Source organism: Burkholderia sp. B21-005, from assembly GCF_020843965.1.
In the GTDB taxonomy this organism is placed as follows: Bacteria; Pseudomonadota; Gammaproteobacteria; order Burkholderiales; family Burkholderiaceae; genus Burkholderia; species Burkholderia ambifaria.
This window is the reverse complement of sequence record NZ_CP086301.1, coordinates 2059234-2074227: the sequence shown is the minus strand read 5'-3', so window position 1 is coordinate 2074227 and position 14994 is coordinate 2059234. Positions and strand designations below refer to the sequence as shown.

The 14994-nt window shown below is 66.2% G+C and carries 10 protein-coding genes; 5 read left to right on the top strand and 5 right to left on the bottom strand.

What is annotated here, in order from left to right:
• The first annotated feature begins 391 nt into the window (after positions 1 to 391).
• From ltrA to LMA02_RS09705, 3 genes are all read left to right on the top strand, one after another.
• Positions 392 to 2092 (top strand): group II intron reverse transcriptase/maturase, encoded by a 1701-nt coding sequence (gene ltrA / locus LMA02_RS09715; RefSeq protein ID WP_228904573.1) that lies wholly within the window; start codon positions 392 to 394, stop codon positions 2090 to 2092.
• Between the two features lie 150 nt (positions 2093 to 2242).
• Positions 2243 to 6307, top strand: coding sequence for a phosphoribosylformylglycinamidine synthase (purL, locus tag LMA02_RS09710; RefSeq protein WP_228904571.1), 4065 nt, complete (start codon positions 2243 to 2245; stop codon positions 6305 to 6307).
• On the top strand, positions 6307 to 6849 hold the full coding sequence (locus LMA02_RS09705; RefSeq protein WP_228904570.1) for a GNAT family N-acetyltransferase: 543 nt from the start codon (positions 6307 to 6309) through the stop codon (positions 6847 to 6849). The genes purL and LMA02_RS09705 overlap by 1 nt, the downstream gene beginning before the upstream one ends.
• Before the next feature lie 225 nt (positions 6850 to 7074).
• On the opposite strand, the gene LMA02_RS09700 is transcribed toward LMA02_RS09705, so the two are convergent.
• The 5 genes from LMA02_RS09700 to LMA02_RS09680 form a co-directional block, all read right to left on the bottom strand.
• Positions 7075 to 7857: a peptidylprolyl isomerase gene (locus tag LMA02_RS09700; RefSeq protein ID WP_228904568.1), complete on the bottom strand. Its 783-nt coding sequence runs from the start codon at positions 7855 to 7857 to the stop codon at positions 7075 to 7077.
• A gap of 18 nt (positions 7858 to 7875) precedes the next feature.
• Positions 7876 to 8184: a BolA family protein gene (locus LMA02_RS09695; protein WP_228904567.1), complete on the bottom strand. Its 309-nt coding sequence runs from the start codon at positions 8182 to 8184 to the stop codon at positions 7876 to 7878.
• 1 nt (position 8185) lies between these two features.
• Positions 8186 to 8716, bottom strand: coding sequence for a septation protein A (locus tag LMA02_RS09690; protein ID WP_006753406.1), 531 nt, complete (start codon positions 8714 to 8716; stop codon positions 8186 to 8188).
• A gap of 124 nt (positions 8717 to 8840) precedes the next feature.
• Complete coding sequence (gene msrB, locus LMA02_RS09685; RefSeq protein WP_228904565.1) at positions 8841 to 9272, bottom strand: peptide-methionine (R)-S-oxide reductase MsrB; 432 nt, start codon at positions 9270 to 9272, stop codon at positions 8841 to 8843.
• A 38-nt stretch (positions 9273 to 9310) separates the two neighbouring features.
• Positions 9311 to 10879 (bottom strand): protein adenylyltransferase SelO, encoded by a 1569-nt coding sequence (locus LMA02_RS09680; protein ID WP_228904562.1) that lies wholly within the window; start codon positions 10877 to 10879, stop codon positions 9311 to 9313.
• 163 nt (positions 10880 to 11042) lie between these two features.
• Here LMA02_RS09680 and LMA02_RS09675 point away from each other — a divergent pair, with 163 nt between their 5' ends.
• Together LMA02_RS09675 and LMA02_RS09670 are read left to right on the top strand one after the other, a co-directional pair.
• On the top strand, positions 11043 to 12686 hold the full coding sequence (locus LMA02_RS09675; protein ID WP_228904560.1) for a 3-(methylthio)propionyl-CoA ligase: 1644 nt from the start codon (positions 11043 to 11045) through the stop codon (positions 12684 to 12686).
• A gap of 182 nt (positions 12687 to 12868) precedes the next feature.
• Positions 12869 to 14953 carry a 3-hydroxyacyl-CoA dehydrogenase NAD-binding domain-containing protein gene (locus LMA02_RS09670; RefSeq protein ID WP_228904558.1) on the top strand — a complete coding sequence of 695 codons (2085 nt, stop codon included), beginning with the start codon at positions 12869 to 12871 and terminating at the stop codon, positions 14951 to 14953.
• Positions 14954 to 14994 lie beyond the last annotated feature (41 nt).

The window sequence follows — 14994 nt, the reverse complement described above, 5'->3', positions numbered from 1 at the left end:
TCGTCATCGGACCGCCGGGGAAGAGGCAGGACCTAAACCAGTCGTGTGACACGCCGGGAACGTGGTAAGCCCGTATGGCTGCCGGGCCACTGGCTCGGCAGGCAGACCGCAAGGGATGCTGTTGGCCGTGCGGGTATGGGAGGACGGAAAAAGCGAATGCCGGGCTGTAATGGCTCGGATAGGGGTTGAGACATCACCCCACGCGAAAGCGGGCAGACTTCCGTCTGGTCTACCGTCGCAAGACGGCTGACTAACCCTCAAGCTGAAATGGTGATTGCTGGTGGCTTCTTAGCTATCAGTGTTGTTCTTTTCCCTTGTGGGAGCAAAACGCTCCCGCAAGGGGCGTGTTGCTTTCCGCGAAGGGATTCACTTCTTTGAGCAGGAGAGCAGCATGAAAGTATCTACCCGTAAGGGTGGGTCTGCGCTTTCCCATGCGCCGAACCACTGGCACGACGTCGATTGGCGTCGCGTGGAACGGAACGTGAGAGGGATGCAGATTCGAATTGCGAAGGCGACGCGGGAAGGTGACTGGCGCAGGGTGAAAGCCCTGCAACGGATGCTGACCCGCACGTTGTCCGCGAAGTTGTACGCGGTACGACGTGTTACGCAAAACCAAGGTGCGCGAACGGCTGGAGTCGATCGCGAACTGTGGGACACGCCTGAGAGCCGATGGGAAGCTGTCGGCAAGTTGAAGCGGCGCGGATACAAGCCTCTGCCATTACGGAGAGTCTTTATCCCCAAGGCCAATGGGAAGTTACGCCCTCTGGGCATACCGACCATGCGGGACAGGGCGATGCAAGCTCTGTATCTGTTGGCTTTGGAGCCAGTGTCGGAATCGACGAGCGACCCGAACTCATATGGGTTTCGGATCAACCGCTCAACGGCCGACGCCATGTCGCAACTGTTTGTTTCTTTGGCTCAGAAGGCTTCGGCCCAATGGGTCCTGGAGGCAGACATCAAAGGCTGCTTCGACTACATCAACCATGACTGGCTGGTGAACCACGTCCCAATGGACAAGGGGATCCTCCGGAAGTGGTTGAAGGCTGGCCTGATTTACGAAGGGCAGCTGCAGGCGACTGAGGCCGGTACGCCACAGGGAGGCATTATTTCCCCGACGTTGGCCAATGTGACGCTGAATGGGCTTGAACGAGAACTGGCGGGGCATCTGAATGTTACGTTCGGGATTGTTCGGGCCAAGAAGCTGAAGGTAAGAGTGGTGCGGTACGCCGACGACTTTGTGATCACAGGCACTTCGCAAGAGGTGCTAGAAAACGATGTCAGACCTTGGGTAGAAGCCTTCCTTGCACAACGAGGACTGCAACTTTCCGAGGAAAAGACGCGGATCGTCCACATCAACGACGGTTTCGATTTCCTTGGGTGGAATTTCCGGAAGTACTCGGGAACGCTGCTCATCAAACCGAGCAAGAAGAACGTAAAGACGTTCTATCGCAAGGTCGAGGAAACAATCAGCAGCAACAAGGCGGCGAAGCAGGAGAGCTTGATCCTTCTGCTGAACCCGATACTACGAGGTTGGGCGCAGTATCACAGCCCCGTAGTTGCCAAGCAGGCGTACACCCGCATGGAGCACCTAGTGGTCAGGAGGCTCTGGCGGTGGTCGAAACGGCGGCATCCAAACAAGGGTAAAGACTGGGTGAAGAGGAAGTACTTTCACACGGTCGGAAACCGCAATTGGGTGTTCGCGGCGCCCACGGTGCGCGAAGACGGCAGTAAGGGCCTTCTGGAGATGTACCAACTCAGCGGTACGGAAATCAGAAGGCACAAGAAGGTGAAGGGGGACTTCAATCCCTTCGATCCGACGATGGAGCAGTATGGCGAAGAATTGCGGCAGGAGCGTATGTGGAATTCGATGCGCTATCGGAAGCAATGGGCTTCGCTGTACATGTCACAAAGCGGCTGTTGTGCGCATTGCGGCAGTGCCCTGACGGACGAGACGGGTTGGCACGATCATCATCTGGAATATCGGATGCATGGCGGATCGGACTCTCTCTCCAACCGGGTTTTGCTACATCCGGACTGTCATCGGCAGGTGCACGCCGGTAAAATTGCAGTAACTAAGCCGGTCTGGCCGTAGGCCAGATTTCGCTCTTGTAGGCTTGAGCCGTATGCGGGGAAACTCGCACGTACGGTTCTTAGGGGGCCCTTCTTCCGTAAGGAAGGGGGGCTACCCTACCTTTCGCCCCACGTCGCCACCTCGCGCGACTCATCGACGTCAGTCCAGCCCATGGCTCACTTCTCGTGTTTTCCCGGCGCTTCGGCCCTCTCCGATTTCCGTCAAACCCGTCTGCTCGACACGCTCAGGCAAATCGACGCCAACATCGTCGCGGTGCGCGGCCAGTTCCTGCACTTCGTCAATGCGGCCGAGCCGCTGTCGACCGACGACAGCGCACGCATCGACGCGCTGATGCACTACGGCGCGCCGTTCGAGCCGGCGGCCGAGAAGGGCGCGACCGAGACCTTCGTGGTGCTGCCGCGCTTCGGCACGGTGTCGCCGTGGGCCAGCAAGGCGACCGACATCGCGCAGCACTGCGGCCTCACGCAGGTGCGTCGCATCGAGCGCGGCGTCGAATTCACGGTCACGCTGAAGTCGGGCCTGCTCGGCGGCAAGAAGGCGCTGTCCGATGACGCGCGCGCAGCGGTCGCGGCCGCACTGCATGACCGGATGACCGAAAGCGTGGTCGCCGCGCGCGACGACGCGAAGCACCTGTTCGACGAACTGCCGGCCAAGCCGCTCGCGACCGTCGACGTGCTGGGCGTCGGCCGCGGCGCGCTCGAGCGCGCGAACGTCGAGCTGGGCCTCGCGCTCGCCGATGACGAAATCGACTACCTGGTCGACGCGTTCCGCAAGCTCGAACGCAACCCGACCGACGTCGAGCTGATGATGTTCGCGCAGGCGAACAGCGAGCACTGCCGCCACAAGATCTTCAACGCGCAGTGGACGATCGACGGCGAGCCGCAGGACATGTCGCTGTTCGCGATGATCCGCAACACCGAGAAGCTGAGCCCGCAGGGCACGATCGTCGCGTATTCGGACAACTCGTCGATCATGGTCGGTGCCGAGGCCGAGCGCTGGTTCCCGCGCAACGCGGGCGCGGCCGGCGAGCCGGGCGAGCGCTACGGGCGCCACACCGAACTCACGCACACGCTGATGAAGGTCGAGACGCACAACCACCCGACGGCGATCTCGCCGTTCCCGGGCGCGGCGACCGGCGCGGGCGGCGAGATCCGCGACGAAGGCGCGACGGGCCGCGGTGCGCGTCCGAAGGCCGGCCTCACCGGTTTCACCGTGTCGAACCTCGACCTGCCCGGCGCGCGCCAGTCGTGGGAAAACGCACGCGACGCGGCGCAGCCGCTCGGCGAGCGCAACCCGAACGATGCGCACGGCCCGTACGGCCGTCCGGACCGCATCGCATCGCCGCTGCAGATCATGATCGACGGCCCGCTCGGCGGCGCCGCGTTCAACAACGAATTCGGCCGTCCGAACCTCGGCGGCTACTTCCGCGTGTACGAGCAGAACGTCGACGGTCAGGTGCGCGGCTATCACAAGCCGATCATGATCGCGGGCGGCCTCGGCAACATCGCGGATCAGCATACGCACAAGCACGACGTGCCGGCAGGCTCCCTGCTGATCCAGATCGGCGGCCCCGGCATGCGGATCGGCATGGGCGGCGGCGCGGCGAGCTCGATGGCGACCGGCGCGAACACGGCCGAACTCGACTTCGACTCGGTGCAGCGCGGCAACCCGGAAATCGAGCGGCGCGCGCAGGAAGTGATCAACGGCTGCTGGCAGCTCGGCGCGGAAAACCCGATCCTGAGCATCCATGACGTCGGCGCGGGCGGCCTGTCGAACGCGTTCCCCGAGATCGTCGACGGCGCGGGCAAGGGCGCGCGCTTCGAACTGCGCAAGGTCGCGCTCGAGGAATCGGGCCTGTCGCCGCGCGAAATCTGGTCGAACGAGGCGCAGGAGCGCTACGTGCTGGCGATCGCGCCGGCCGACCTGCCGCGCTTCGAGGCGATCTGCGCACGCGAGCGCTGCCCGTTCGCGGTGGTCGGTGTCGCGACCGACGAACGCCAGCTGAAGCTCGTCGACGACGAAGCGACGGGCACCGACGAATACCCGGTCGACATGCCGATGGAAGTGCTGCTCGGCAAGCCGCCGCGCATGCACCGCGACGTCGCGCGCGTCGCCACCGAGCGCGCGCCGGTCGACGTGACGGGCATCGCGCTGTCGGAAGTCGCGGTCGACGTGCTGAAGCACCCGACGGTCGGCAGCAAGTCGTTCCTGATCACGATCGGCGACCGTTCGGTCGGCGGCACGTCGGTGCGCGACCAGATGGTCGGCCCGTGGCAAGTGCCGGTGGCCGACTGCGCAGTGACCGCGCTCGACTACGCGGGCTTCAAGGGCGAGGCGATGACGATGGCCGAGCGCACGCCGCTCGCGGTGATCGACGCGCCGGCATCGGGCCGCATGGCCGTCGGCGAGGCGATCACGAACATCGCGAGCGCGCCGATCGCGTCGCTCGACAAGCTCAAGCTGTCGGCGAACTGGATGGCCGCGTGCGGCACGGCCGGCGAGGATGCCGCGCTGTTCGATACGGTCCGGGCGATCGGCATGGAGCTGTGCCCGGCGCTCGGGATCGGCATTCCGGTCGGCAAGGACTCGCTGTCGATGAAGACCAAGTGGGACGAGCAGGGCGTCGCGAAGGAAGTCGTGTCGCCGGTGTCGCTTATCATCTCCGCGTTCGCACCGGTCGAGGACGTGCGCCGCCACCTGACGCCGCAACTGCGCCGCATCGCCGACGCGGGCGACAGCGTGCTGATCGCGATCGATCTCGGCCGCGGCAAGAACCGGATGGGCGGCAGCATCTTCGCGCAGGTCACGCAGCAGGTCGGTGACGCGACGCCGGACGTCGACGATCCGGAAGACCTGAAGCGCTTCTTCAACGCGATCCAGACGCTTAACGCGCAAGACAAGCTGCTCGCGTACCACGACCGCTCGGACGGCGGCCTGTGGGCGACGGTGTGCGAAATGGCGTTCGCGGGTCACGCGGGCGTGTCGCTGAACGTCGACATGCTGACGCTCGACCCGAATCACGAATCCGACTACGGCGACGCGAAGGACTGGGCGAAGCAGACGAGCGGCCGTCGCGAGGATCGCACGCTGCGCGCGCTGTTCTCGGAAGAACTCGGCGCCGTCGTGCAGGTGCGCACGGCCGATCGCGACGCGGTGCTTGGCGCGCTGCGCGAGTTCGGCCTGTCGGCGTGCTCGCATGTGATCGGCACGGTCAACGAGCGCGACGTGATCGAGGTGTACCGCGATGCGAAGAAGGTCTTCGACGCGCCGCGCGCCGAACTTCATCGTGCCTGGGGCGAAGTGAGCTGGCGCATCGCGCGCCTGCGCGACAACCCGGCTTGCGCGGACGCCGAATACGACGCGCTGCTCGATGCGGCGGATCCGGGCATCTCGCCGGTGCTGACGTTCGATCCGGCCGACGACATCGCCGCGCCGTTCATCGCGACGGGCGCACGCCCGCGCGTCGCGATCCTGCGCGAGCAGGGCGTGAACTCGCACCTCGAAACGGCGTACGCGTTCGACCGCGCGGGCTTCGACGCGCACGACGTGCACATGAGCGACCTGCTCGCGGGCCGCGCGACGCTCGCCGATTTCGCGGGCGCGGTGGCGTGCGGCGGTTTCTCGTACGGCGACGTGCTGGGTGCCGGCGAAGGCTGGGCGAAGACGATCCGCTTCAACGCGAACCTCGCCGACATGTTCTCGGCGTTCTTCGCGCGCCCCGACACGTTCGCGCTCGGCATCTGCAACGGTTGCCAGATGCTGTCGAGCCTCGCGTCGATGATTCCGGGTGCCGAGGCTTGGCCGAAGTTCACGCGCAACAAGTCCGAGCAGTTCGAGGCGCGCTTCTCGTTCGTCGAAGTCGAGAAGTCGCCGTCGATCTTCTTCGCCGGAATGGAAGGCTCGCGGATTCCGGTGGCGGTCGCGCACGGCGAAGGCTATGCGGACTTCTCGCAGCAGGGCGACATCGATCGCGTCGCGGTCGCGATGCGCTACATCGACCACCGCGGCGAAGCGACCGAGCGCTATCCGTTCAACCCGAACGGGTCGCCGGCCGGCATTACGTCGGTCACGACGGCCGACGGCCGCTTCTCGGTGCTGATGCCGCACATGGAGCGCGTGCACCGCACGGTCACGATGAGCTGGCATCCGGAAGATTGGGACGAAGCAAGCCCGTGGATGCGCGTGTTCCGTAACGCACGCCGCTGGATCGGTTGATGTTCGATCCGCACGCACCGGTCGAGATCGTCACGCTGCGCGATGAACGCGCCGGCGACGTCGATGCGATCGGTCGTGTGATCATGGCCGCGTTCGCGGACGAACCGCAGCACGGGCAGCTCGAGCGGCAGGTCGTCGACGCGCTGCGCGCGGATGGCGCGCTCGGCGTGTCGCTCGTCGCGGAGCGCGACGAGCGCGTGATCGGTCACGTCGCGTTCTCGCCGGTCTCGATCGGCGGCGAGCCGGCCGGCAGTCACGCGTGGTACGGGCTCGCACCGCTCGCGGTGCGACCCGAATGTCGGCGCCAGAGCATCGGTGCGGGGCTCGTGCGCACGGGGCTCGACGCATTGCGCCGGCGCGGTGCGCGCGGCTGCGTCGTGCTCGGCGATCCCGCGTACTACGCGCGTTTCGGCTTCGTGCCGTCCGGCGATCTCGTGTTCGCGGATGCGCCGCGCGAGTATTTCCTCGCGCTGGCGTTCGACGAAGCTGCGCCGCGGCCGTCGGGTGAGGTCCGCTATCACGCTGCGTTCTATCCGGCATAGCGGTTCACCGCGCTGTCCGTACAGGATCCAGCCGTTCCGAAAAAAAGCCGCCTCGAAGCGGCTTTTTCTTTGCGCGGCCGGGCAGGGCGGCGAGCCGCAACCATGCACATCCGGGCCGTGACGCGCGGGTCGGCTGCGTCCGGCGCGTCGCATGCCGCAGCAGCACGCGCGCATGAAAAAGGCCGCTCCGGGGAGCGGCCTTTGCGTGGGCGAGTGTCGCCGACGTTACTGGATCTTCGCCTGCTGGCGCAGGCCTTCTTCGAACGCCTGCAGCTTCTGCTGCACGAGCTGCTGGGCGATCTGCGCCTTCACCTGATCGAACGGCGGCGGCGCGACATCGCGGATGTCGTCGGCACGGATGATGTGCCAGCCGAACTGCGTCTTCACCGGCGTGTCGGTCATCTGGCCTTTCTGCAGCTTCTGCGCGGCCGCCGCGAATTCCGGCACGTACGCCTTCGGGTCGGACCAGTCGAGGTCGCCGCCATTCTTGCCCGAACCCGGATCCTTCGAGTACTGCTTCGCGAGATCCTCGAACTTCGCGCCGCCCTTGATCTTCGCGATCAGGTCCTTCGCCTGCTGCTCGTTGTCGACGAGGATGTGATGCAGGTGGTACTCGCGGTTGCCGCCGGCACCCTTCACGAGCTCGTCATAGCGCGCCTTCACATCCGCTTCGCTCGGCTGGTTCTTCTTCAGGAAGCTCTCGATCATCGAGCGCAGCACGACCGTCTGCTGCGCGACGGCGACCTGCGCCTTCACGTCCGGGCGGTTCGGGATGCCTTCGCGGATCGCTTCCTGCATCAGGATTTCGCGGTTCACGAGTTCCTGGCGCACGGCCTGCTGCAGTTGCGGGCTGTCGGTCTGACCTTGCTGGACCAGCTGCGCGACCATCGCATCGGCGCGTGACTTCGGAATCGGCGTGCCGTTCACGACGGCGATGTTCTGGGCGAATGCCGGTGCCGCTGCAAAAGCAGCCGCCGCGACCCACAGGCGGGGGGATTTCAGGATCATCGGGAATTCCTGTTGAGACTAGATTGAAGATTCGTTGAATTCTTCGGGCGTATAAGCCACGATCGCGAGCGCGTGTATGCCGCGCTGCATCGCATCAGCGAGCGCATCATACACCAGCCGGTGCCGCGCCACGCGCGGCTTGCCCGCGAATGCGGACGACACGATCGTGACCGTGTAGTGGCCGCCGGCGGCCGCGCCGGCGTGGCCCGCGTGCTGCGCGCTATCGTCGCGCACCGCGAGCGACAGCGGCGCGAGCGAGGCGGTCAGGCGCGCTTCGATCAGCGCGATGCGCTCGTCGGGCGAGGCGTCGAGAAAGGCGTCGGTCATGTCATTCGTCCTTCAGGTACTTCGTGAGCCACAGGCTCTGCAGGATGATGAACACGACCATCGCGCCCGTCGTCCCGAACAGCTTGAAGTTCACCCACTGCGATTCGGTGTAGTTGTGCACCACGTACAGGTTCGCGACGCCGAGCACCGCGAAGAACAGCGCCCACGCGACGTTCAGCTTGTCCCACACGGGATGCGGCAGCGTGAGCTGCTTGCCCATCATCTTCTCGATCAGGTTGTTGCCGAACGCATAGCGTGCGGCGAGCAGCCCGATCGCAAACAACCAGTACAGCACTGTCGGTTTCCATTGAATGAATTTTTCGTCATGCAGGACGAGGGTGGCGCCGCCGAACACGACGATCACGCCGAGACTGACCCACAGCATCGTGTCGACCTTCCGGTGCCGGAAGGCGACCCACGCGACCTGGGCCAGCGTCGCGACGATCGCGACGGCGGTGGCGGTGAAGATGCCCCAGACCTTGAAGGCGGCGAAAAACAGGATGATCGGAAACAGATCGAACAGGAATTTCATGGCGCTCGCAGCTGCGTGAAAGACCGCATCGCGCGGTCTTTCACCGTTGTGGGGACCCGCCAGGCGACACCGTCCGGGATCGGCGCAGCCGGCAAGGCTGTCCGACCGATCCGTCCGGCGCCGCTCATTCGTTTTCGGGTCGAGACTCGAAGTTTAACGCAGCCGAATTGATGCAGTACCGCAAACCGGTCTTGTCGCGCGGGCCGTCCTCGAACACGTGGCCGAGATGCGCGCCGCAATGGTTGCAGCGAACCTCGACGCGCACCATCCCGTGCGTGCGGTCGATCTTCTCGTCGATCACCTCGCCGTTCAGCGGCTTGAAATAGCTGGGCCAGCCGCAGCCCGAATGGAATTTCGCGCCGGATTCGAACAGCGGCGTGCTGCAGACGACGCATTTATAGATGCCGGCATCTTCGGTGTCGGTGTATTCGCCGGTGAACGCGCGCTCGGTCGCCGCATGCTGCGTGACTTCGTACTGCATCGGCGTGAGTCGGCGGCGCAGTTCGTCGTCATCCTTCGGGTACGGGTAGGTTTTATCGTCGGTATCGTGTGACATGTGGGTGTTCTCCTGATCGGTCGGTCGGGTCGTGCGGGTCACGACGAACAGCTCACTTCGAGCGACCCGGCCCAGTCGGGCGGCAATGCCGCATACGCTTCATGTTCCGGTTGTTCGTCGAACGGCCGGCGCAGCACCTGCGCGAGTCGTTCGACTTCGGAAAAGTCCTTTTCCTTCGCGCGCCGGATCGCGACTTCGGCCAGATGGTTGCGCAGCACGTATTTCGGGTTCACGCGGTTCATCGCGGCCGCGCGGGCCGCGTCGTCGCGCGTCTCCTCGGACAGCCGCGTGCGGTAGAGGTTCGCCCACGCGTCGAATGCGTCGCGATCGATGAACAGGTCGCGCACCGGCGCGTCGCGGCTCGCGTCGTGCTTCGACAGCTGCGCGAGCCGGCGGAACGTCAGCGTGAAGTCCGCATGGCTTGCGTGCATCGTTTCGAGCAGCTTGTTCGCGAGCTCGGCGTCGTTTTCGCGTTCGAGCTCGAGGCCGAGCTTCGCACGCATCGCGCGTTCGAGCGCGGGTCCGAAGCGCTCCGGAAACTTCGCGAGCACGGCCTGCGCGTCCTCGACCGCGCGCTCGGCGCGCGCATCGTCGTCGGCGATGCCGTGCTGCAGCCCGATCAGCGGCAGCAGCGCCTGTGCGAGGCAGTAGCAGTTCCAGTGCGCGATGCGCGGCTGCATCCGGTACGCATAGCGGCCGCTCGTGTCGGAGTGGTTGCAGATGTGATTCGCGTCGAACGCGTCGACGAAGCCGAACGGACCGTAGTCGATCGTCAGGCCGAGGATCGACATGTTGTCGGTGTTCATCACGCCGTGGCAGAAGCCGACGGCCTGCCATTGCGCGACGAGGTCGGCCGTGCGCAGCGTCGCGGCTTCGAGCAGGGCGAGGTACGGATCGTCGGCGTCGCGGCACGTCGGATAGAAGCGGTCGATCACGTGATCGGCGAGCTGGCGCAACAGGTCCGGGCGATCGTTCGAGAAGAAGTGCTCGAAGTGGCCGAAGCGCACGAAGCTCTCCGACACGCGCGTGACGACGGCCGACGTCTCGATCTCCTCGCGCACCACCGGCTGGTCGGAGCCGATCACCGTGAGCGCGCGCGTGGTCGGGATGCCGAGGTGATGCATCGCTTCGGAACACAGGAATTCGCGGATCGACGAACGCAGCACGGCGCGGCCGTCGCCCATCCGCGAATACGGCGTGCGTCCGCCGCCCTTGATCTGCAACTCGTAGCGCTGGCCGTCGGTGCCGGGAAGTTCGCCGATCGTCAGCGCGCGGCCGTCGCCGAGCTGGCCGGCCCACACGCCGAACTGGTGACCGGAATACACCGACGCGTACGGCAGCGCGTTCGCGGGCCAGTCGCGCGTCGGGTTGCCGGCGAACAGCTCGGCGAATCCGGGTTGGGCGGCGAACGATGCCGGCAGGCCGAGCAGCTGCGCGACTTCGTCGGAACAGCCGACGACGTACGGCGCGGGCAGCGGCGCGGCCGGCAGCCGCGTATGAAACGCGTCGCCGAGCGTGACGAACGCGCCAAGGGCCGGCGCGCCGAGCGTGGCGGCGAGGTCGGGGAGAGTGTCAGCCGCATCGGCTGCGCTTCGGGAAAACGACATGTTGAGCGCCTCTGGGTAAGCCGATATTGTAAGGCGGCGCCGCGCCGCCCGCACGGCGGCCCGCGTGCGTTGCGCGAGGCCCGTCCGGCCGTGGACAGGCCGCAAGCCGGCGCACCGCTTCAAGGCTGGTCACCGATTCGCGTCCTTCCGGGAGAACAAGACGATGGGTAAGCCGTTGCTGGGCCAGATGATGGACATGCCGTTGCTGGTGTCGTCGCTGATCGCGCATGCCGCGCGTTATGCGGGCGACACGGAGATCGTGTCGAAGCGCGTGGAAGGCGACCTGCATCGCTACACGTACCGCGATTGCGAGCAACGCGCGAAGCGCCTCGCGCAGGCGCTCGCACGGCTCGGCGTCGAATCGGGCGACCGCGTCGGCACGCTGGCCTGGAACGGCTACCGGCACCTGGAGGCGTATTACGGGATCGGCGGAATGGGCGCCGTGTGCCACACGATCAACCCGCGCCTCTTTCCGGAGCAGATCGCCTACATCGTCAATCACGCGGAAGACCGCTACGTTTTCTTCGACATCAATTTCGCGCCGCTCGTCGATTCGATCGCGCCGCAGTGCCCGCACGTGAAGGGCTGGATCGCGATGACCGACGCCGCGCACGTGCCGTCCGGCGCGCTGCCGTACCTGTGCTACGAAACGCTCGTCGACGCCGAAGATGGCCACTATGACTGGCCGCGCCTCGACGAGCTGCAGGCGTCGGGCCTGTGCTACACGTCGGGCACGACGGGCAATCCGAAGGGCGTGCTGTATTCGCATCGCTCGACGGTGCTGCACGCATACGGCGCCGCACTGCCCGACGCGATGAACCTGTCGGCGCTGGACGCCGTGCTGCCCGTCGTGCCGATGTTCCATGTGAACGCGTGGGGGCTGCCGTACGCGGTGCCGCTCACGGGCGGCAAGCTCGTGCTGCCCGGCAAGGACCTCGACGGCAAGTCGCTGTACGAACTGATGGAGGCCGAGCGCGTGACGTTTTCCGCGGGCGTGCCGACCGTGTGGCTCGGGCTGCTGAACTACATGCGCGAGGCCGGCGTGCGTTTCTCGACGCTGAACCGCACGGTGATCGGCGGCTCCGCGTGCCCGCCCGCGATGCTGCGCACGTTCGAGGACGAATACGGCGTGCGCGTGATCCATGCGTGGGGGATGACCGAGCTGTCGCCGCTCGGCACGCTCGCGAAGCTCAACTGGGCGCAGTCACAGCGGCCGCTCGACACGCAGCGCCGGCTGCTGGAGAAGCAGGGGCGCGTGATCTGCGGCGTCGACATGCGGATCGTCGGCGACGACGGCCACGAACTGCCGTGGGATGGCGTCGCGTTCGGCGAACTGCAGGTGCGCGGGCCCTGGGTGATCGATCACTACTTCCGGAGCGATACGTCGCCGCTGTCGGACGGCTGGTTTCCCACCGGCGACGTCGCGACGATCGACCCCGACGGCTTCCTGCAGATCACAGATCGCAGCAAGGACGTGATCAAGTCCGGCGGCGAGTGGATCAGCTCGATCGACATCGAGAACGTCGCGATCGCGCACCCGGGCGTCGCCGAAGCCGCCTGCATCGCCTGTGCGCACCCGAAATGGACCGAGCGGCCGCTGCTCGTCGTGGTGCCGCGCGAGGGGGCGAACCTGAGCCGCGACGCGCTGCTCGCGTTCTACGAGGGCAAGGTCGCGAAGTGGTGGGTGCCCGACGACGTCGTGTTCGTCGAGTCGCTGCCGCACACCGCGACCGGCAAGCTGCAGAAGCTGAAGCTGCGCGAGACGTTCCGCGACTACGTGCTGCCGACGGCCGTCAGCGAGTCGTAAGTCAGGGCCGGCCACGGTCCGCCACGCGGTCGCCCGATCCGCCCCCCGGATCGGGAAAAATTCAAATTGAACGACCGTGCTTTTTCGTTGTATGCTGCCTCCGTTCGATCCGGACATGCGGCCGTTCGACCGCGCACAATGAAGCGCAGCCACCCCGGCGCGCGATGCATGGAGGCAGGCAGATGGCAGTGGATTACTCGACTCGCGACGGCGTGGCCGTCATTACGCTCAACAATCCGCCCGTCAACGGGCTCGGCCTGTCGACGCGCCAGGGCGTCATGGACGCGCTCGATCGCGCCATGCAGGATCCGTCGGTCACGGCGATCGTGCTGACGGGCGCGGGCCGCGCGTTCTCGGGCGGCGCCGACATCACCGAATTCAATACCCCGAAGGCCCTGCAGGAGCCCACGCTGCACACCGTGATTCGCGCGGTGGAGGCGAGCGCGAAGCCGGTCGTCGCGGCGCTGCACAGCGTCGTGATGGGCGGCGGCCTGGAGCTCGCGCTCGGCGCGCACTATCGCGTCGCGGCGCCCGGCGCGCAGGTTGCGCTGCCCGAAGTGAAGCTCGGCCTGCTGCCGGGCGCGGGCGGCACGCAGCGGCTGCCGCGTGCGGTGGGCCTCGAAACCGCGCTGAACATGATCGTGTCGGGCGCCCCGGTGCCGTCGGAGCAACTCGCGAACAGCGGGCTGTTCGACGCGATGGCCGACGGCGACCTGCTCGACGCGGCCGTCGCGTTCGCGCGCAAGGTCGGTGCGCAGAAGGGGCCGCACCCGCGCGTGCGCGATCGCAAGATCGTCCACGAGAACGCCGCGGGTTTCATCCAGTTCGCGCGCAATTCGGCGCGGGCCGCCGCACCGAATTTCCCCGCGCCGCACAAGTGCATCGACGCGATCGAAGCCGGCGTGCTGAACGGCTTCGACAAGGGCAGCGTCGCGGAGCGCGAGGGCTTCGTCGCGCTGATGATGACGCCGGAAAGCCGCGCGCTGCGGCATGCATTCTTCGGCGAGCGCGCGGCGAGCAAGATTCCCGACGTGCCGGCCGACACGCCGGTGCGCGAGATCCGCCGCGTCGGCGTGATCGGCGCGGGCACGATGGGCGGTGGCATCGCGATGAACTTCATCAACGCGGGCCTGCCCGTCACGCTCCTCGAGACGAAGCAGGACGCACTCGAGCGCGGGCTGGTCACGATCCGCAAGAACTACGACGCGCAGGTGAAGAAGGGCAAGCTCACGCAGCAGAAGCTGGACGCGCGCATGGCGCTGATCACGCCGACGCTGTCCTACGACGACCTGAAGGACGCGGATCTGATCGTCGAGGCCGTGTTCGAGGAGCTCGGCGTGAAGGAGCAGGTGTTCGGCCAGCTCGACGCGGTGGCGAAGCCGGGCGCGATCCTCGCGTCGAACACGTCGACGCTCGACGTCGACAAGATCGCCGCGTTCACGAAGCGTCCGCAGGACGTGGTCGGCATGCACTTCTTCAGCCCCGCGAACGTGATGAAGCTGCTCGAGGTCGTGCGTGGCGCGCAGACCGCGAAGGACGTGCTCGCGACCGTGATGGCGATCGCCAAGAAGATCCGCAAGACGGCGGTCGTGTCGGGCGTGTGCGACGGGTTCATCGGCAACCGGATGATCGAGCAGTACATCCGCCAGGCGCTCTTCATGCTCGAGGAAGGCGCGCTGCCCGCGCAGGTCGATCGTGCGATCGAGAAGTTCGGTTTCGCGATGGGCCCGTTCCGGATGAGCGACCTCGCCGGCAACGACATCGGCTGGGCGATCCGCAAACGCCGCTATGTCGAGAAGCCCGATCTGCAGTACTCGAAGATCGCCGACCGCCTGTGCGAGCAGGGCCGCTTCGGCCAGAAGACGGGCGGCGGCTGGTACGACTACGTGCCGGGCGATCGCAAGGCGAAGCCGTCGGCACTTGTCGACGAGATGGTCGTCGCGTATTCGAAGGAGCGCGGCGTCGAGCGGCGCAAGATCGGCGACGACGAGATCGTCGAGCGGCTCGTGTTCGCGCTCGTCAACGAAGGCGCGAAGATTCTCGAGGAGAAGATCGCGTCGAAGGCGTCCGACATCGACATGGTCTATCTGACCGGCTACGGCTTCCCGCTCTGGCGGGGCGGCCCGATGCTGTACGCGGACATGGTCGGCCTCTACAACGTCGAGCGGGCGATCCGCCGCTACGCGGCCGCGCCGAACGGCGACGCGTGGCAGCTCGCACCGTCGATCGTCGAGCGGGCGGCGGCCGGACGCGGATTCAACGACTGACGGGCCCCGCGTGACGGCACGGCGAAGCCCGCAAGGAGAAA

Coding starts and splice junctions, on each gene's coding strand:
- LMA02_RS09675 (WP_228904560.1), top strand. CDS start 11,043: ATGGGTAAGCCGTTGCTGGGCCAGATGATGGACATGCCGTTGCTGGTG.
- LMA02_RS09690 (WP_006753406.1), bottom strand. CDS start 8,716: ATGAAATTCCTGTTCGATCTGTTTCCGATCATCCTGTTTTTCGCCGCC.
- LMA02_RS09695 (WP_228904567.1), bottom strand. CDS start 8,184: ATGACCGACGCCTTTCTCGACGCCTCGCCCGACGAGCGCATCGCGCTG.
- purL (WP_228904571.1), top strand. CDS start 2,243: ATGGCTCACTTCTCGTGTTTTCCCGGCGCTTCGGCCCTCTCCGATTTC.
- LMA02_RS09700 (WP_228904568.1), bottom strand. CDS start 7,857: ATGATCCTGAAATCCCCCCGCCTGTGGGTCGCGGCGGCTGCTTTTGCA.
- LMA02_RS09705 (WP_228904570.1), top strand. CDS start 6,307: ATGTTCGATCCGCACGCACCGGTCGAGATCGTCACGCTGCGCGATGAA.
- LMA02_RS09680 (WP_228904562.1), bottom strand. CDS start 10,879: ATGTCGTTTTCCCGAAGCGCAGCCGATGCGGCTGACACTCTCCCCGAC.
- ltrA (WP_228904573.1), top strand. CDS start 392: ATGAAAGTATCTACCCGTAAGGGTGGGTCTGCGCTTTCCCATGCGCCG.
- msrB (WP_228904565.1), bottom strand. CDS start 9,272: ATGTCACACGATACCGACGATAAAACCTACCCGTACCCGAAGGATGAC.
- LMA02_RS09670 (WP_228904558.1), top strand. CDS start 12,869: ATGGCAGTGGATTACTCGACTCGCGACGGCGTGGCCGTCATTACGCTC.